The following is a 19,380-nucleotide window of genomic DNA, read 5'->3' as shown; positions in this document are numbered from 1 at the left end:
TTTCAAAAACTTGGCAGGTCTTTTTCAGTTTTTTTTCCTATTTCTGTAAAGCTTCCAGCAGCGTCATCGGCACTTTGAAGGCTGTTCCGTGGCGAATACCTTCAGGAAACGTTACCTGCTCCGACACGTCTTCCCATGTTTTCAGGTCTTTTGAACGTACTGCTCCGTACTTGTGTTGGGTATATTTATCAAAATACACGTACACATACTCTCCCACCTCAATCGCGGTAGGTCCTTCGGCCCAGTATTTCCCCGTGATAGGTTCAGACACTTTTGTAGGAAATGGCCCCAGCGCGCTTTTCGCTTCTGTGATACGGATGTTTTTTTCGGGCGGATTGGGGTTCTCGTTTTTCAGAAACATCACGTAGTTTTTGCCCCGCTTCAAAATCGTTGCATCAATCACACTGAAATCGGGATTAAAAAATAGCTTTGTTTCGCTGAATGTCTTAAAGTCTTTGGTCGTAACGTAGTACATACGGTGGTTCAACCCTTTTTCTTTTTCTGAGTCGGCCACATCTGTATGTCTTCCAGGAATGGTAGTTGCCCAAAAAATCAGAAATTGTTTCGTTTTATCATCGTACGCAATTTCGGGAGCCCAACTATTTTTGGCGGTTGGCTCGTGTTCCATTACAGGAATAGTCCGCTGCTCTGACCAATTGACCAAATCGTTGGAAGAAGCATAACCGATGATTTTGTCCCACCATCCACTCGTCCAAACCATGTGATAAGTCCCGTTTTTGTCTTGGTAAATACATGGGTCACGCATCAGTTTATCCTTTCCTACGGTGGGTTTCAAAAAGGAGTTTCCGCCCTTCAACGCTTTCCAGTGAAGCCCGTCGGTACTGTAGGCAAAATGAAGGCCATCTTCTCCATTTTTTATAAAATATGAAAACAAATAGGCGTTTTGTTGAGCCACCGACATAAAGGGGAGCAATAAACAAAGACTTAAAATTTTCAATTTCATGAGATAGTTTTTACAATAAATCAATTTTTAAGAACTAAATATACCCCTCCTACAATCAAACCCACGCCTACTATACGCCAAGTATTGATAGCATGCACAGGAAAGCCCATCAAGCCATAATGATCTATCAATACGCCTGCTACAAGCTGCCCTGCGATAATTAAGCAGAGCATATTTGCGGGGCCAATGTCGCGCACTGTGATAATCACGGTAACGATATAAAAAGCTCCAAGTAAGCCCCCCATCCATTTCCACCAAGAAATATTTTTGAAATTTTCCAAAGAAGGGATTGGCTCTTTATTAAAAAAAAGATAGCATACGACAAGTGCCAGAAAGCCCGTACCAAAAGAAATAACAGAAGACAAAAGAGCGTTTTTGGTATCGATTCTAAGTTGCGAGTTAACTCCCGACTGAATAGAGTTGGCAACTCCAATCAAAAAAGCAAGAAATAAATAGAAGTAATTCATGGGAAGTAGTTGGCAGATGCTAGCTACAAACTTCCCAAAATTTTGGCGGAATAAAAAAACATTTATTTAGAGCGAATAGCCTCCACAGGATCCATGCGAGCAGCACCAAAAGCCGGGATAATCCCCGCAAGAACGCCAATAATACTTGATACACTCAAACCTAGCATGATATTTTTGGGAGAAAGCACAATCTCTAAGCTCCCCAAGGGAATAAAGGATAAAAAATAAACCAGCAAAATTCCTACAAGTCCTCCAATCAAACTTAGAAACATTGCTTCAAACAAAAACTGGAACAAAATGACGTAATTTTTAGCACCTAAAGATTTTTGAATTCCAATCAGGTTTGTACGTTCTTTTACTGATACAAACATAATATTGGCGATTCCAAAACCTCCTACTAAAATAGAAAAACTACCAATTACCCACCCTGCCATCGTAATTACTCCAAACAACCCTGACACGGCTTTGGTGGCGGCTTCGGGACGATTGATTGAAAAATTGGTTTCTTGGGTAGGCTTAAGCCCACGTTTAGAACGAAGGATTCCGATTACCTCTGACTCCAACTCAATCAGGCCTTCATCTTCAGGACGTCCCTTCACCACTATATCGACACTGTTGCCGATACGACTTTGGAAAGATTTGGCAAAGGTCAAATACGGTAGCAGCACTTTTTCATCTGGATTGCCCGCAATATCAAAAAGAGATTTCCCTTTTTTCTTCTGTATCCCGATGATAACGTAGTTGAGGCCTTTTATTTTAAATGATTTTCCTACAGGATCGGGATTGTTTGGAAACAATGCCTCGGCTATGTCGGCGCCAATCACTGCTACACTTCGACCAGCATCTATTTCTTGAGGAGTGAAATAACGACCTTTTTCAACTTCAACTTCCGATATCTTGTTATAATCATACGATATACCTTGCAGGAGTGCGTCCATGCTGTTGTTGCCGTTTTTGACACTCAACCCACCCATAAAATCCATCACTACCACGGCCTCGGCGCCTTCTATCCGCTCCGCCAAAAATTTATAATCACTGTAGGTAGTTTCAGGCCATTGAAAATATTTCCACCATTGATACTCTCCACCAAACCCCCAGGGCCATTTTTGTACATACAATACGTCGGTTCCGATTTCGGCCAAACTATTCCTAATGCTCCGCTCTAGTGAGTCTACAATGGTAAAAACTCCAATAATAGCAAAAATTCCTACGGTCACTCCTAGCAACGAGAGCGTAGTTCTTAGGATATTAGACCGTAAAGCTTGCCAAGCAAAGCGCAGACTCTCGTAAGTTTGACGAAAAAACATCATGACTGTAGGAAGATTAACAGTAAACACTACTTAATGAAGTGTAGACAAAATTCTGTTTCTCAAATTTGATTTGATAGATATTTTACATGAATGGCAATCAGGCAGTTTGATTGGCTTTCTGAGGCTTCCCCCAATTCATCTATTTGCCGTGTTTTTTTTCTTTAAGCTGAACCAAGGACATAAAACACCTAAGAAATTACAAAATCAAAGCTATTTTACTACCATTTCAGAAATTTAGATTTTCTTTGCATGAAACTCATTAATAGCGGGTAAGAGTCGTTTGTTTATTCAGAACTTTGTTTTTAAGCGCTTTATTCTACCAATAAACTTTGTATGAAAATTAGTACCAATTCGCGCGCAGACCTTTTTGTTCATATTAGTCTCGTTGTTGCCTTAGTTGTGGCATTATTTTTGGGGTTCTTCTTTCTGTATTTACCATTCACTACAAATCATGGGCAAAGTATCACTGTCCCAGACCTGAGTGGTATGAGTGTAGAGCAGCTTGAAGACTATTTGGATGAGCGCAATTTACGCTACGAAGTAGCAGATTGTACTTTTGTGGTAGGAGCCAAGCCACTGAGTGTCATCAGACAACACCCTAAATCAGGCATGCGGGTAAAAGAAGGTCGTAAAATATATATTTATATTACTTCACTCAATGCCCCAGATGTCAAAATGCCTCAGTTGGAAGACCGCACTTTGAGCAGTGCCGAAGGCGAATTAGCTAGATTAGGTTTGCAACGTGGTAAAATCATCTACGTACCCGATTTGGCACACAACTCGGTAAGACGCCAATTGTATAATGGTAACCCGATACAGCCCGGAACATTGGTTCCACAAGGCTCAAAAATAGATTTGGAAGTAGGAAACGGAATCGGAAATACTGAATTTGACGTTCCAAACGTTGTAGGTAGTACATTAGAAGATGCTCTTTTTGTCATCAAAGGCTCTAATCTTGCCAAACCTTTAATTCAGTATGTAGATGATGCTAGTCAGCCACCCGGAACTGTTGTGAGACAAAATCCTGAAGCAGGGGCTGGTAACAAAATTCGAGTAGGTGAAACCATAGACTTGTGGGTAGTGGGGACAAATGACCCTCAACCAGAACAACAACAAAATGAATAATTTTAGAGAAGTGAGAAAATACAATTTACTTTACTGGATTAGTGACGTAGCGAGTAGCAAAATTTTAGCATTTTCTCACTTCATTTGTATTTTTGTTTGTATTTCTTTTTTGGGATTTCCTCTTAAAGCCCAATTAGTCGGCTTTCCGACGGGGCCAGTGCAGTCCAAACCCCTCCCTAGCCAGGCGCGCGTTCAGGCGGTGGAGCTTCCTTTTTTTGATGATTTTTCGTTGGTTACCAATGGCAATCTCGACCCCTCTCTTTGGACATCCGGAGGGACTTATGTTAGTAATACAGCTACCATCAATCACCCCAGCCTAAATGTAGTTACTTTTGACGGAGCAGATGCCAACGGAAAACCCTACAATTTCACAAACCAGAATGCCTCAGGGCCAGGTGACACCCTTACTTCCACCGCGATTGATTTATCAAATTTAAGCCCAAAGGACTCTATTTTTTTAAGTTTTTATTGGCAATTAAAAGGGCTTAATGAACTACCCGATGCCAATGATTCACTAATCGTGCAATTTTTAGACAATACATTGCAATGGCGTACTGTATGGACAAAAACAGGTGGTACACCTGACAATAATTTTAATTTCACCAATTTAGCTATTAAGAACACTGTCTTTTTTCACGCTAAATTTCAGTTTCGGTTTCAGGCTTTTGCCCGCCTCTCTGGGCAATTTGACGCATGGCATATTGATTATATATATCTCAACAAAAATCGCCATAGTTCAGATAGATTCATAGCAGATGTAGCATGTAGACTCCCTGTAAGTTCTTTTTTGAAAAGATACACTTCTATACCTATAAAGCAGTATATGGCCAACCCTGCCGCCGAAACGGCTGATTCTATTAGTACTGATATCACTAATTTATTTAATTTCCCTAATTCGATTTCTTTTTCTTATACATTGAAAGAAGAAAATAGTGGTCAGATTTTTCAAAATTTTCAAGAAACTTCTCCTAATCCACTTCCAGGGGCAAGTTCTCAACTCAAACGCCTTAAACTTACTCCGCTCTCTATTTTTGCAACTAAACCATTAACGCTAGTAAGTAAGTTTTTGATGGCTACCTCTGATACTTTAATTGGAAGCATTAATCTGAAACGAAACGATACTATCTCTGGCAAGACTATTCTAAATAATTACTATGCTTATGATGATGGTACTGCCGAATCAGCAGTATATATGAATCAACCCCTCCAACGGGCTGCTGTAAGGTATTTCCTAAATACGCCAGACACACTGTCGGCTGTAAGAATGAATATCGTACCTACCTTAAAAGATTTGACGGGTCAGCCTATTACGATTCAAGTTTGGGACAATAGAAACGGTGCCCCACAGAGACTTTTATATCAGCAAAGCTTTAAGGTCGAATATTCTGCTTTACGTAATGGCTTTATAGAGTTTAATTTTGATTTTGGGGTAGCAGTAAAAGATACTTTTTATGTAGGCTGGTTGCAAATTGGACAAGATGGGATTCCAATTGGGCTGGATCGCAATCATAACCATGAGGATCAGATATTTGTAAATCTGAGTCGTGAATGGGTGCCTTATACCTCTTTTGCAAACGACCCCAATTTAGCCTATTTTAGAGGTAGTTTGATGATTAGACCTGTGATGGGCAACAAACCCCTACCACCGCCCATTACCTCAGTTCCTGAACCAACTCCTTTGGACTGGGACGTATACCCCAATCCTACCTCTGGTTTGATTCGTTGGAAAACCAATGAAATCCAGAATATTAGTGTTTATAATATTAGTGGCACGTTGCTCAAACAGCAATCTTTTCAAGCCTCCGAACAGTCGATGGATTTATCGAATTTGCCTACGGGTATTTATTTGCTACAATTATCAAATCAGCATAAAACTGTTGTGAAGAAAATTTTGTTGCAACGATAAATTGCCACAAATAAGTAGTAAGCTTGTGGTAATTTTACACCTTTGACGTTCTAGATTATCTCATTTTAATTAAACTCAAGACAATGGATATTACAGTAGAAGAATTAAAACAGCGTATCGAAAGTGGTGATCCTATCAACCTTATCGATGTACGCGAAGACTACGAATACGAAGCCGACAATATCGGCGGCTATTTGATTCCTTTGGGGGATTTGCCTCATCGCCTCAACGAAATCGAGCATCTAAAAAATGAAGAAATACTAGTTCATTGCCGCTCAGGAAAACGCAGTGAAACGGCTCAGAAATACATGGAAAGTCAAGGTTTCACGAATGTTCGGAACGTTATTGGCGGTATTTTGGCCTATAATGAACTTGACTAAGGTAATATTAAAAGTATTGAGTATTAAATTCAACAGACTAATACTCAATACTTTTTAAGGTTTATTATACCGACATGATGTCTTGTTCTTTCACAAGATATACTTGGTCTACTTTGGTAATAAAGCTATCGGTAAGTTTTTGTACTCGCTCCTCCCCTTTTTTTACATCATCTTCTGAAGCACCTTCTTTGGTCAATTTACGAATATCTCCGTTGGTACTTTGACGAATGTTGCGAATGTTGACCTTTGCCGTTTCTATCTCTTGTTTTACTCTTTTCAATAAATCACGACGACGTTCTTCGGTAAGCATTGGAATGTTGAGGCGGATATTCTCTCCGTCGTTGTTAGGTGAAAGACCTACATTGCTATTACGAATCGCCTTTTCGATTTCGCCTATAATCTTTTTTTCAAAAGGCTTAATAGCAATCGTACGAGCATCGGGAGTAGTAATCGACGCCACATTATTTAATGGCGACATGACGCCATAATATTCTATTTGGATTCCATCTAACATTTGCGGAGAAGCTTTTCCCGCACGAATTTTCGAAAGTTCAATAGAGAGGTGCTTCATGGCACGCTCCATTGTTTCTTTAGCATCTTCTAGATAAAACTCAATTTCTTCCATTGTTAATGTGTTAATTGTTATTCGTAGATTTCGTTCGGATAAGCCTTGTTTTTTATCCGTCCCTATTGTCAAAAAACAAATTTTTAGAATTTACAAATTAGTTACTAAAGTACCTACCGACTCCCCCATGATTAGTTTAAGCAAATTGCCTTCTTTGTTCATATCAAATACCACGATAGGCAAGCTATTTTCTTTGCAAAGCGCGAAAGCTGTCAAATCCATGATTTTGAGATTTTTTGCGAGTGCTTCATCAAAAGACAATTTCTCATAACGAGTCGCGGTCGGGTCTTTTTCAGGGTCGGCTGTGTATACGCCATCTACGCGTGTACCTTTCAAGACCGCATCAGCGTTGATTTCAATAGCGCGTAGCGCACCCGCCGAGTCGGTAGTAAAATAGGGGTTTCCAGTACCTGCTCCAAAAATCACAACACGGCCCTTTTCGAGATGCCGTACTGCTCTACGCCGAATCATCGGCTCTGCCACTTGCTCCATCTTAATAGCCGATAGCAAGCGTGTATACATTCCTTGTTTTTCGAGAGAACTCTGAATCGCCATGCTATTGATGACTGTTGCAAGCATTCCCATATAATCACCTTGTACCCGATCGATTCCTGATTTTTCGACCGAAGCACCTCGGAAGATATTGCCTCCGCCAATTACGACAGCCACTTGTACTCCCACATCTACGACACTTTTTACTTCTTTGGCAAATTGCTCAAGAATATCAAAATCTATTACTTGTTTCTTGTCAGAGCCGCTTAGTGCTTCACCACTAAGTTTAAGAAGAATACGTTTATATTTGGGTTGAGACATAGTTTTTATATTTTGTTCCATTAATAATTCAGTGGCTTTTTGTGCAGGCAAACCTAAACGGTTTTAGTCGAATTCTATTAAAATTTGATTTTTCTCAACGCTATCTCCTTTGGCTACTTTGATACTTTTTACGGTACCTTCTCCTTGAGATTTGAGCGCATTTTCCATTTTCATGGCCACCAATACTAGTACCACATCTCCCGCCTTGACAGTATCTCCTACTTGAACTTTGATATCCCAAATTAGGCCAGGCATCGGAGCTTTGATGTTATTCACTTTATTTTTGGCAGCACTCGACATTCCCATTTGTTCCAATAGCAAATCAAAACGGTCTTTGGCAGCTACGTTGTATATATTTTGGTTGATCTTCACCTTAAAGCTCTTCTCCGTATAGTCAGCTTCCAACACTTCTACATTATACGAATGATTGTTTTGTATAATATGAAAATGACCCTTGTTGAGAGCTACCAAATCCCACTCAAAAGGCTTTCCATTGAGCAGGGTTTGCTTTGGCTGGGTTTCTACCTCAAATGTTTGTTGTTCGTTGATGGTTACCTTGAGCATGATACTTTGTTGATAAGATGAAAAAAGTACTAATTGCGGGCTACATTTGAGCGAGAAGCTTCACGGCGATTGACCAAGTAAATCCCCATTAAGATAATTCCCATTCCTAGATATTGTTGAAAACTAATCCGCTCTCCGTCTGCAAGGCCCCAGCCTATTGCTACAATTGGAATCAAATAAGTCACTGATATAGCAAACAAACCCGAGGCAATCTGAACGATACGATTGAAAAGTACCGCTGCTACCCCCGAACTCAACATTCCTAAACTTGCCAGACAAAAACTTGATTGGGCGTGGTTAGAATCCACAATCTTTGGGAAAAAATCGGTAGACAACAGCACTATAAGGGCCAAAGGGCCAATAAACATAAATGTAACGGCGGTCATTGCCAACGAGGGTAGCTTGCTCAAATGTCGCGCAATGGTGTTGACGTTGATTCCGTATACAAGGGTAGCCATTAGCACCAAAAACGCGTAAGGATTGGCGATATTGAGTGAACCTGTGCTTTTGCTAAAAATCAAAAAAGAAGAACCCAATAATCCCAATAATACGCCAGCGATTTTTAGTAAGTACCGCGGCTGCGCAAAAAAAACAATGCCTATCACAAGGGTAAATAGGGGGCTGAGGGAATTGAGCATTCCAGCCAAAGAACTATTAAGCTTAGTGCCAGCTTTGGCCAACAAAAACGCAGGGAGTATATAACCCGTCACGGCAGAAAGCAGTATATAGCGGTACTTAGCCGAGGGGATTTTTTGCCAAGAACGATACATGAACGGCAGGAAAAACAAGGACGCTAAAAATAACCGGCCTGCTGCTACTTCTATCACACTAAAGGTATTTAAGCTTTTCTTTATTAAAATGAACGAAGTCCCCCAAGTAAGTGCTACTAGAAGCAATAGTACCCATGCCTGAATAGGACTTTTTTCAGAATCGTTCACGACAGACGCAGCTTTTTTAGTGATTTACTTTGCAAAAATAGTGGGTTTATTTGATTTTAAAGTGCTTATCGGCAAAGTTCATGTATTGTTCCCAGTCATATATAAGAATATCATGTTTTCCCTCCCGAATATGATACCCTATGGTTTGGCCTATGGAAGTATTAGGAAGAGGCATTTTTTCGGTTCCTAAACCCGTTTTTTTGTACAAACTATACACATTTTGGGCTTCCAATGCACTCATAAACTCACCTTTGGGGTCGGCCCAAGTATCTTCGGTAGCACTTGCTACATAAAGCGGACGCGGAGCCATCAATCCCAATAAGGCGTGTTGATCAACAGGTAGGTCGCTTACGGCTTTATTATACTTTTTGTAGTTGGCACAAAACCAGTGGGGAAATTGAGTATTGAGATGCTCGACGGTTTCGCCAATCCACCTTCTGGCCAAAGCCGCCCCACCTTCGCCTGAGTCGTTAGAGACCACAATCGCAAAGCGCGGGTCTTCTGCCCCTGCCCACAAGGTAGCCTTTCCAATACGCGAATGCCCTACGCCAATAATTTTGTTTTTATCAATTTGGGTTTCGTTTTGAATCAAATAATCTACCATGCGGCTCATACTCCATGCCCATACCCCCAATGCCCCCCATTTGTCGCGCTGCTCTGGCGTCAGTACCGAACGCAGGCCTGTTTTCCAGCCTTCGGCATGGTCGGGTTCGAGGTCACCATAATAGGCAGTAGCCACGGCATAACCTCTCGCCACTATGGCTTCCATAGGCCATCGGCGCTCGGCTATCCCGCGCGACGCTTCGGTAGCGCGATTATTTGTGTAAGATTTATCAAAGCCAGCATTTACCCAATTTTCGGTCACAAAGATGTCTTGTTCTTTGGTAGTGGTATGATTGCCCGTAAAATTGAGACTAACAAAAGCCGGCACTTTCTGCGCGTTTTTGGGTAAATACAGCAATACGTGAAGGGCCAAATTGGGAGAAATTTCGGGAAAACGTAGCGTAACTTGTTTGGAAATGGCCTTTCCTCCAAGGGCATTTTCGTTAATGCCCCTTACCTCAGTGGCTATTTTTATGGAAGGCGGAAAGGGATTGATACCATATACCTCTTCTGCAAACATTTTCAAAACTGCCGGACGTCCTTCCTTTTCCCAAGCCGTTTTGGTCGAAATGCGTTTTCCTTTTACCAACAAAGGGTCGGGTAAGGTATAGGCGGGTATTTTTGTTTCGTCATAATTGACTGGAATTTTTTGAGCATTAGCAGTTAAAGTAACTGCCACTGCTAGAAATACACCAACGAAGACTCTCATTGTGGATAAGTTGTGCATAAGTATATTATTTTTTCCCTTTTACGTGACTAAACATCCATGGTAAAAATTCAGATTCGGCAAAAGCATTATCCCAACTGTTGTGATTCACGCCAGGATATTCGGTGTATTTCACATTAGCTGCATTGGATCGCAATGCAGCATAAATATCTCGTGAGTTTTGAACTTTTACTACGCCATCTTCGGCACCGTGAAAAATCCAAAGTGGCACTTTGTTCGCATATTTTTTAGTCATTTCTAGATTTCCACCTCCACAGATAGGTGCCGCAGCAGCAAAAAGCTTGGGATAACGCGCCAAGGCTTCGAAAGTTCCCATGCCTCCCATCGAAAGCCCCGTGATATAGATTCGTTTTTTATCTACTGCTTCTTTTTTCGAAAGCTTTTTTACAAGCTCTACTGCTGCTTTCAAAGGCCAATTGGGAGCTTTAGGGTAATCAAAGCTGAGTTCAATAGGCTGTTTACTACGATCTATTTTTCCTGACATCCAATAACTATCCACGGGACATTGTGGAAAAATTACAATCGCTGGAAATTGGCGGCGGTTATTGTCCGATAAGAATAATTTTGAGCCATGAACCAATTGTTTTTGATTGTCGGCACCTCGTTCACCTGCGCCATGTAGTACCAATACAAGGGGGTATTTATGGTGACGATTGTAGTTTTCTGGATACAAAATCTGATATGGTAATTTTTGTCCTTTTTTTGTTTCGTAAATACGAGCCTGAAAACCATCTTGGGCCAACGCTAGAAGGCTGTGTAGTAGCAGCAAGTTAAATATTGTTATTTTTTTCATCAACTAGTATTTCTTTTTCAAGTCTAAAAGGCGGTGCTTGTAGGTTTCTATTGTTTTTAGATAACTTTGGGAGAGTTTCGCACTTCATTTATTCATGCTAAATCCCAATCATCATTGTGAAAATTACTCTTAAAATTCTTGGCGCTGTCCTTTTGACAGTTACTTCTTTTGCCCAATCATCCCCCAAATGGCTTCGATATCCAAGTATCTCACCTGATGGTAAAACCATTGTATTCACTTACAAAGGGGACCTTTGGAAAGTGCCTACCACGGGAGGCAGCGCTATTCCGCTGACTTTTCACGAAGCGCACGATTTTATGCCCGTGTGGTCGCGAGATAGCAAAACTATTGCATTTGCCTCCGACCGTTTTGGCAATTTTGATGTCTTTACGATTCCCGCTGAAGGAGGCGAAGCCAAACGCCTCACCTTCCACTCGGCCAACGAATACCCTTACGATTTTTCTCCTGACAATCAGCGCGTTGTTTTTGGAGGCGTACGAATGGATTTAGCTACTAATCGTCAATATCCTACTGGTTCGCAACCTGAGCTTTATAGCGTTGCGCTCAAAGGCGGCCGTGTACAGCAAGTATGGAGTACGCCTGCCGAGGATGTGAAATTCAGCAAAGACGGCAGTAAAATGGTATACCATGACAAAAAAGGCGGTGAAAACCCTTGGCGTAAGCATCATACATCCTCTATTGCACGAGATATTTGGACATATGATACCAAAACCCAAAAACATACAAAACTCACCACTTTTGCAGGCGAAGACCGAAATCCTATTTTTGCGGAAGAAGACAAAAGCATTTATTATCTGAGCGAAAGCAATGGTTCTTTCAACGTTCACAAGCTTTCGTTGGCTTCACCTAATCAGCCACAAGCGCTCACTTCTTTCAAAAAACATCCCGTTCGGTTTTTGAGCATGGCAACTGACGGTACACTCTGCTTTAGTTTCGACGGCGAAATTTATACTTTAAAATCAGGTACTCAGCCCCAAAAAGTAACTATTAACATCGCCGCCGACACTCGTGTCAACAACGAGCGCGTTGTGAATGTCAGTGGTAGCGTACGCGATATGGCTGTTTCGCCCAATGGCAAAGAAATCGCTTATGTTTTCAGAGGAGAAGTATTTGTAAGCTCGGTAGAAGGAAATTTCACCAAACGTATCACCAATACTCCCGAACAGGAGCGTAGCGTAAGTTTTTCGCCGGATGGCAAAGCTTTGTTGTATTCATCAGAACGAGGCAATACTTGGAAAATTTTTGAGACACGAATCAGCCGAAAAGAAGAGCCCTACTTTTATGCTTCTACGGTTTTGAAAGAAACGCCGCTGATTGTGAATGACAACGAAAACTATCAACCCTCTTATGCTCCCGATGGCAAAGAAATAGCCTTTATCGAAAACCGTGCTACCCTCAAAATTTTTAATCTTTCTACCAAACAAACGCGCACTATCCTAACCGACCAAGAATTGTTTTCTTGGGGCGACAACGACCAATACTTTCAATGGAGTCCCGACGGCAAGTGGTTTTTGTTTGATTACAATCTTCCCAATGTCAGGGAAGGCGAAATCGGGCTTATCTCAACCGATGGTAAAGGCAAAGTTACGAATCTTACTCAAAGTGGCTTTGAAGACCACCGCGCTAAATGGGTACTGAGCGGTAAGGCAATGCTGTGGTTTAGCAATCGTGAAGGACTCAAAAGCTTGTCTCAAAGTGGCAACAGCCAATCCGATGTATATGCTTTGTTTTTTACGCAAGCGGCTTACGACAAATTCAAACTCACCAAAGATGAAGCAGCCTTAGCCAAAGAACTTGACGAAAAAACAAGCAAAGCCGATACCACCAATAAAAAAGATACAACTGTGGTGATTGAAATGGATGGGTTAGAATTGCGCAAGGCCAAATTGACCATTCACTCTTCCAACCTTTCGGATGCTCTTATCAATAAAGACGGTGATATGCTATATTATCTGACGCGCTTTGAAAAAGGCTATAACCTCTGGAGTACCAACCTACGCACCAAAGAAACCAAACAACTCACCACCCTAAATGCCAATGGTGGCGGTAGTATGGTATGGGACAAAGACCAGAAAAACATCTTTTTGAATGCTGACGGCAAAATTTCTAAAATAGATGCTGCAACAGGAAAACAAGAAAGCATTAGCACAAGCGGCGACATGAATCTCGACATAGCCGCCGAGCGTGCCTTTATGTTTGAACATGTATGGCGTCGCACAAAAAAAACATTTTACACCGCTACTTTTCACGGGGTAAATTGGGATAGTTATAAACCTGATTATCTACAACAGTTGCCTCATATTAGCAACAATTATGAGTTTGCTGAGATGCTAAGTGAGCTACTCGGTGAACTGAATGTATCGCATAGTGGCGCGTCGTACAGCCCGCCTTCTACCAATGCCGATGTCACAGCTTCGCTCGGAATATTTTTTGACTGGAATTTTGCAGGCCCTGGAATTCGGATAGAGGAAGTAATCAAAGACGGCCCCGCCGACAAAGCAGGCTTGAATCTCAAGTCAGGCACGATCATCGAAGCTATCGATGGCGAAACTATCTCCAACGACCGTGATTTGGCTCAATACCTCAATCGTAAGGCAGGCAAAAATGTGCTTCTTTCGCTTCTGGAAGGTACTAATCGGCGAGAGGTAGTGCTCAAGCCTATCAGTATCGGAGAAGAAAATCAATTACTTTACAAGCGTTGGGTTCGTCGTAATCAAGACGAAGTAGAAAAACTCAGCAAGGGAGCCTTGGGTTATATTCATATTCCGGGTATGGCTGATGGCCCTTTCCGAGTAACTTACGACGAAGTGATGGGAAAATTTGCCACCAAAAAAGGAATCGTAGTAGATACGCGTTTCAACAGCGGAGGCGATTTGGTATCCGACCTAGCAACCTTCTTTTCGGGTAAAACTTACATGTACAATGCCACCGACAAACGAGTCATTTACTCTGAGCCTAGCTACCGCTGGAGCAGACCGAGTATCTCGCTCGCCAATGAGGCCAATTACTCTGATGGCCATTGCTATGCACACATGACGCAGGCTGTCAGTCTTAACAAGCTCGTGGGGCAGCCAGTGCCAGGGACTTGTACTTTTGCGGGATGGGAAATGCTCCAAGACCCTAGTATTCGTTGGGGAGTGCCTCCAGTAGGCGTAAAAACAATGGCAGGCACCTATCTTGAAAATGCCCAAACAGAACCTAACATCAAAGTATGGAATGATTATGAAGTAGTGATTAAAGGCAAAGACCAGCAACTCGAACGCGCAGTAGAGGAACTGATGAAGGAAATAAAATAATACACAACTCTGCCAAGGTTTAGCAAGATTTTGGCAGGGTTGTTCTCAATAGAATTGGTAACTTTACGCTCCCCTTTTGCGTTACCAATTCATGGACAATCATAAACCTACTCTAACAGACATCGATCTCACTGGCCATGACCAAATAGAAGTCATGGGAGCACGTGAACACAACCTTAAAAATATTGACGTCACTATCCCCCGCAATAAGCTCGTAGTAGTGACTGGTATCAGCGGCAGTGGTAAATCTTCCCTTGCTTTTGATACCATTTATGCCGAGGGCCAACGCCGATACATGGAAAGCTTTTCGGCTTATGCACGCGGTTTTTTGGGCAATATGGAGCGCCCCGATGTGGACAAAATCGAGGGCTTGAGTCCTGTGATTAGTATTGAACAAAAAACTACCTCTCGTAACCCTCGCTCTACTGTGGGCACCGTTACCGAGATTTATGATTTTTTACGACTGTTGTATGCTAGGGCAGGCGATGCTTTTAGCTATGCTACGGGCCGCCCGATGGTAAAACAATCACAAGATCAAATCATTGACCAAATTCTAGCCCAATTTGAAAATCAAAAAGCTACTCTCCTTGCCCCGGTTGTCAAAGGTCGGAAAGGGCACTATCGTGATTTGTTTGTCCAAATTTCAAAATTAGGTTATACTAAAGTGCGGGTTGACGGCGAAGTTCAAGACATAACGCCCAAAATGCAGCTTGACCGCTATAAAATCCACGACATTGAGATTGTAATAGACCGCCTTATTCCTAAAAAAGATGACCGCTTTCGCCTGAGTCAATCAGTGGGGACTACTCTTAAACAAGGGAAAGGCGTAATGATGATGCTCGACTCCAAAAACGAGGTACATTATTTTTCACAAAACTTAATGGATCCCGAATCGGGTATCAGCTATGACGACCCTGCTCCCAATAGTTTTTCTTTCAACTCGCCTTACGGTTGGTGTCCTACTTGTCAGGGCCTAGGAGTGGTAGAAGAAATTACGGAAGAAAGCGTCATTCCTGATAAAAGCCTGAGTCTGAGCCGAGGAGCCATTGCTCCTATTGGCGAATACCGCGACTTATGGATTTTCAAACAACTTGAAATTCTACTTAAACCTTTCAAAGTCACTCTCAGCACTCCTATTGAGAAATTTCCCGCAGAAGCCATCGACATCATGCTTAATGGTACCGACGAGCCTGTACCCGTCCCCTCCAAAAAATACGAAGGTACCGAGTGGAATACCAAGTATGAAGGAATCATTACTTTTTTGAGACGCCAACAAGAAAATGGTTCGGAAAAAATTCAGGATTGGCTCAAAGATTTTATGACTATCAATACTTGCCCCGATTGCCAAGGAGCAAGGCTCAAAAAAGAAGCACTTTGGTTTAAAATCGACGGTCGCAACATCGCCGAATTGGCCGAAATGGACATCAGAGAATTGTCAAATTGGTTGAACGGCCTAGAAGACCGGGCCACAGAGCGCCAACAATTGATTGGGAAAGAAGTATTGAAGGAAATCCGAAAGCGTGTTGGTTTTTTGCTAGATGTTGGCTTGGATTACTTGACCCTAAATCGCCCTTTAAAAACTCTTTCTGGGGGTGAAGCTCAGCGTATCCGTTTGGCTACCCAAATCGGAACTCAGCTCACGGGTGTGCTTTATATTATGGATGAACCAAGTATTGGTTTACATCAGCGCGACAATGTTCGCCTGATTGATTCCCTAAAAAAACTACGAGACTTAGGAAATACCGTTTTGGTAGTGGAGCATGACAAAGATATGATGCTTGAATCTGACTATATCCTCGACATCGGCCCTGGTGCGGGGCGGCATGGTGGGCAGGTTGTAGGCAAAGGTACTCCTGATGAATTTTTAAAAAATGGCTCACTTACAGCGGATTTTTTAAGTGGAAGAAAAGCCATTGAGGTTCCTAAAAAACGTCGCGAAGGAAACGGAAAGAGTATCACATTGAAGGGAACGACGGGGCATAATCTCAAGAATGTAACGTTAAGCCTGCCCTTAGGCAAAATGGTGTGCGTTACGGGCGTAAGTGGCAGCGGAAAATCTTCCTTGATTCACGAAACGCTATTTCCGATTCTGAATCGCCATTTTTATAACTCCAAAAGAGAACCTCTTGCTTATAAAAGTGTAGAAGGGCTAGAACATATTGACAAAGTAATCGAAGTAGACCAGTCGCCTATTGGTCGTACTCCGCGCTCCAACCCCGCTACTTATACCAATCTTTTTTCAGAAATCCGTACCCTTTTTGCCGAACTGCCCGAAGCTAAAATTAGGGGTTATAAGCCTGGACGTTTCTCGTTTAATGTCAAAGGAGGACGGTGTGAAGATTGCGAAGGAGCAGGAATGAAGAAAATCGAAATGGAGTTTTTGCCTGATGTGTATGTAGACTGCGATACTTGTAAAGGCAAACGCTTCAACCGCGAAACCCTCGAAGTCCGCTACAAAGGCAAGTCTATCGCCGATGTGTTGGATATGACGGTAGAACAAGCTCTTGATTTTTTTGAGAGCATCCCAAAAATATACCGAAAGGTATCTACTCTCAATGACGTGGGTCTGGGCTATATTACTTTGGGTCAGCATGCCACTACACTTTCGGGAGGAGAAGCCCAACGTGTAAAACTCGCCGAAGAACTTTCAAAAAAAGACACAGGCCAAACGCTTTACATTTTAGATGAACCCACGACTGGACTTCATTTTCAGGATATTCAGCATTTGCTTGATGTACTCAACAAACTCGCCGACAAAGGCAATACAGTTTTAATCATTGAGCACAATCTTGATGTCATCAAAGTATCAGATTATGTAATAGACTTAGGACCAGAAGGAGGCAATGCTGGCGGACGTATCGTGGCAGAAGGCTCGCCCGAAAAAGTCGCCAAAGCAAAGGATAGTTTTACTGGTAAATTTTTGAAATTGGAATTATCATCGTAGGGGCAGGGCTTGCCCCTGCCCCATTTATCGTTTACCCCTGCCCCATTTATCGTTTACCCCTGCCCCATTTATCGGTTACCCCCTGCCCCATTTGCCGGTTACCCCTGCCCCATTTGCCGGTTACCCCTGCCCCATTTATCTCCAACCCAAAAGTTTTTTGTACAATACATATCGGGTCCATCATTCATTCGCGCAATAGTGGGTAGACGCAAGAACTAGCACTCATTCATGCAATAGTGGGTAGACGCAATGACCATCACTCATTCGTGTAATGGGGGTAGACGTAAGAACTAGCACTCATTCATGCAATGGGGTAGACGCAAGAACTAGCACTCATTCGCGCAATGGGGGTAGACGCAAGGCCTACCCCTACGGATACACATTTTTTCTTTTTCGCACGATACAGGATTGGCCTGTTTTCTACTGTATTCTCCTACTATGTGACATTTATGTGCTACTTCAGTCCAATCTCTAAAAATCCTTTTTGAGATTAACGAAACCCATATGAAGTTCAATCCGAAGTTGCACCATCGCCAGTCTATTCGCTTGAAAGGTTACGATTATAGTCAATCAGGCTCTTATTTTATCACAATCTGCGCTAGAGAAAAAGAGTGTATTTTTGGAGAGATTAAAGAAGGTAAAACTATTTTGAGTCATTTGGGGCAATTGGTTGAACAGGAATGGCTAGCGCTATCTCACCGCTTTCCACAAATACACCTAGATGAGTATGTGGTTATGCCTAATCATTTTCACGGCATTATTCATATTGCAGTAGGGGCAGGCCTTGCGTCTGCCCAACTTGCCTCCGCCCAACTTGAAACGATCCAATTTAAAACTGAACAACTTAACCCTGCCCCTCCCATTTCTACGTTAGGAAATATCGTATGTGCCTTTAAATCATTGGTATTCAAAAGACATTATGATTTTATAAGAAACAATCATTTAGATGAAGTTGCCAAATGTTGGCAGAGAAATTACTGGGAGAGGGTTATCAGGAATCATCAAGAATACAATAATATTCAAAATTACATTATCACCAATCCCGAAAGGTGGTCACAAGATTCCGACAATTTAGAACGGTTATTATCCCGCATGACCGAAAAACAATCCCCGTAAGGGCGGAGGCAAGCCCCGCCCCTACTTGCCTCCGCCTTACCTCCGTCCCTATTATCTTGCCTCCACCCCCTCATTTTGCCTCCGCCCCCATTATCTTGCCTCATCCTATTATTTATCAACTCTTACTGACAGCCTGACTCAGTATCTATATTTCTCCGCCACTCGCTCCATATGGGAAAAACCCAACGGCTGAGACCCAACAGTATTAAAACACAAAGGGCCGAAAAATTCGGCCCTTTGTTGCTAATCACCATCCTCTATTCCGTCCATAACGACCATAATCGTCGTAGGCTGAACGTTCTCTATCTCTTTTTTCTTTCGTAATCTCACGATTCAAAGCGTATAAGTCATCCATCAATTCACGACGCTCACGAGGGTCAAGCACGCGGTCACGCCAAAAAATCTGCTCCTTACGCTCAATTCGCTCCGCATCTCTCATCAAACCTTTTGCCTCTCTTGAAGTTAGTGACCCTTGTGCAATGCCATCTGCAATACGGCGACGTGCTTCACGTTGAAAATCATCAATTCTATCTCCTAAGTTTCCTCTACCATAACGAGGGTCATAATTGCCTCGGTTATCATAACGGTCGTCATACCTACGGTCGCGGTTGTTGTTACCCCATTGGGCATTGGCACTGCTGAATGAGACAAGAATCATGGCTGCGGCAAAAACTAAATTTTTCATGGCTATTTATTTGTTTTGGTTTAAAACTTATTTCCTGATTTTTACTCTTAGAACGCTAAAAACTGGAAAGGTTTATAATGGCTTGGTTAATGATTGTTAACAA

16 protein-coding genes are annotated in these 19,380 nt (G+C 42.2%); 6 read left to right on the top strand and 10 right to left on the bottom strand.

Going from position 1 to position 19,380, the window contains the following annotated elements; genetic code table 11:
• Window positions 1-37 precede the first annotated feature (37 nt).
• The 3 genes from P1X15_RS27305 to P1X15_RS27295 all read right to left on the bottom strand — a co-directional run bounded on the left by P1X15_RS27305 (window position 38) and on the right by P1X15_RS27295 (window position 2,741).
• Window positions 38-964 carry a glycoside hydrolase family 43 protein gene (locus P1X15_RS27305; RefSeq protein WP_277341309.1) on the bottom strand — a complete coding sequence of 309 codons (927 nt, stop codon included), beginning with the start codon at window positions 962-964 and terminating at the stop codon, window positions 38-40.
• 20 nt (window positions 965-984) lie between these two features.
• Window positions 985-1,431 (bottom strand): DMT family transporter, encoded by a 447-nt coding sequence (locus tag P1X15_RS27300; protein ID WP_277341308.1) that lies wholly within the window; start codon window positions 1,429-1,431, stop codon window positions 985-987.
• A 62-nt stretch (window positions 1,432-1,493) separates the two neighbouring features.
• Window positions 1,494-2,741 carry an ABC transporter permease gene (locus P1X15_RS27295; protein WP_277341307.1) on the bottom strand — a complete coding sequence of 416 codons (1,248 nt, stop codon included), beginning with the start codon at window positions 2,739-2,741 and terminating at the stop codon, window positions 1,494-1,496.
• A gap of 333 nt (window positions 2,742-3,074) precedes the next feature.
• Here P1X15_RS27295 and P1X15_RS27290 point away from each other — a divergent pair, with 333 nt between their 5' ends.
• The 3 genes from P1X15_RS27290 to P1X15_RS27280 all read left to right on the top strand — a co-directional run bounded on the left by P1X15_RS27290 (window position 3,075) and on the right by P1X15_RS27280 (window position 6,152).
• Window positions 3,075-3,866 carry a PASTA domain-containing protein gene (locus P1X15_RS27290; protein WP_277341306.1) on the top strand — a complete coding sequence of 264 codons (792 nt, stop codon included), beginning with the start codon at window positions 3,075-3,077 and terminating at the stop codon, window positions 3,864-3,866.
• A complete protein-coding gene (locus P1X15_RS27285; protein WP_277341305.1) occupies window positions 3,859-5,772 on the top strand; it encodes a T9SS type A sorting domain-containing protein in 1,914 nt (637 codons plus the stop codon). Before P1X15_RS27290 ends, P1X15_RS27285 begins: the two co-directional genes overlap by 8 nt.
• Before the next feature lie 83 nt (window positions 5,773-5,855).
• Complete coding sequence (locus P1X15_RS27280) at window positions 5,856-6,152, top strand: rhodanese-like domain-containing protein (RefSeq protein WP_028664048.1); 297 nt, start codon at window positions 5,856-5,858, stop codon at window positions 6,150-6,152.
• A 64-nt stretch (window positions 6,153-6,216) separates the two neighbouring features.
• Here the strand turns inward: P1X15_RS27280 and frr are convergent, their stop codons facing one another.
• The 6 genes from frr to P1X15_RS27250 all read right to left on the bottom strand — a co-directional run bounded on the left by frr (window position 6,217) and on the right by P1X15_RS27250 (window position 11,215).
• On the bottom strand, window positions 6,217-6,777 hold the full coding sequence (gene frr, locus P1X15_RS27275; RefSeq protein WP_277341304.1) for a ribosome recycling factor: 561 nt from the start codon (window positions 6,775-6,777) through the stop codon (window positions 6,217-6,219).
• A gap of 90 nt (window positions 6,778-6,867) precedes the next feature.
• Entirely contained in the window at window positions 6,868-7,590 is a 723-nt protein-coding gene (gene pyrH, locus P1X15_RS27270; RefSeq protein WP_277341303.1) for a UMP kinase, read from the bottom strand.
• 63 nt (window positions 7,591-7,653) lie between these two features.
• Complete coding sequence (locus tag P1X15_RS27265) at window positions 7,654-8,154, bottom strand: biotin/lipoyl-containing protein (protein ID WP_277341302.1); 501 nt, start codon at window positions 8,152-8,154, stop codon at window positions 7,654-7,656.
• A 29-nt stretch (window positions 8,155-8,183) separates the two neighbouring features.
• Window positions 8,184-9,092, bottom strand: coding sequence for a DMT family transporter (locus tag P1X15_RS27260; protein ID WP_277341301.1), 909 nt, complete (start codon window positions 9,090-9,092; stop codon window positions 8,184-8,186).
• Window positions 9,093-9,138: 46 nt separating this feature from the next.
• Window positions 9,139-10,404: an acetylxylan esterase gene (locus P1X15_RS27255; protein WP_277341300.1), complete on the bottom strand. Its 1,266-nt coding sequence runs from the start codon at window positions 10,402-10,404 to the stop codon at window positions 9,139-9,141.
• Between the two features lie 25 nt (window positions 10,405-10,429).
• Window positions 10,430-11,215, bottom strand: a complete 786-nt coding sequence (locus P1X15_RS27250; RefSeq protein WP_277341299.1) for a prolyl oligopeptidase family serine peptidase — start codon at window positions 11,213-11,215, stop codon at window positions 10,430-10,432.
• A gap of 116 nt (window positions 11,216-11,331) precedes the next feature.
• On the opposite strand from P1X15_RS27250, the gene P1X15_RS27245 reads away from it, so the two are divergent.
• From P1X15_RS27245 to P1X15_RS27235, 3 genes are all read left to right on the top strand, one after another.
• Entirely contained in the window at window positions 11,332-14,532 is a 3,201-nt protein-coding gene (locus tag P1X15_RS27245) for a S41 family peptidase (protein WP_277341298.1), read from the top strand.
• A gap of 91 nt (window positions 14,533-14,623) precedes the next feature.
• Window positions 14,624-17,476 (top strand): excinuclease ABC subunit UvrA, encoded by a 2,853-nt coding sequence (gene uvrA, locus P1X15_RS27240; protein ID WP_277341297.1) that lies wholly within the window; start codon window positions 14,624-14,626, stop codon window positions 17,474-17,476.
• 504 nt (window positions 17,477-17,980) lie between these two features.
• Window positions 17,981-18,592 (top strand): transposase, encoded by a 612-nt coding sequence (locus P1X15_RS27235; protein WP_277341296.1) that lies wholly within the window; start codon window positions 17,981-17,983, stop codon window positions 18,590-18,592.
• A gap of 247 nt (window positions 18,593-18,839) precedes the next feature.
• Here P1X15_RS27235 and P1X15_RS27230 read toward each other — a convergent pair whose 3' ends face one another.
• Window positions 18,840-19,277, bottom strand: coding sequence for a hypothetical protein (locus P1X15_RS27230; protein WP_277341295.1), 438 nt, complete (start codon window positions 19,275-19,277; stop codon window positions 18,840-18,842).
• Window positions 19,278-19,380: the final 103 nt, after the last annotated feature.

Source organism: Runella sp. MFBS21, from assembly GCF_029433105.1.
Taxonomy (GTDB): domain Bacteria; phylum Bacteroidota; class Bacteroidia; order Cytophagales; family Spirosomataceae; genus Runella.
Note: the sequence above shows the minus strand (reverse complement) of the source record. Positions and strands in the feature narration are given on the sequence as shown.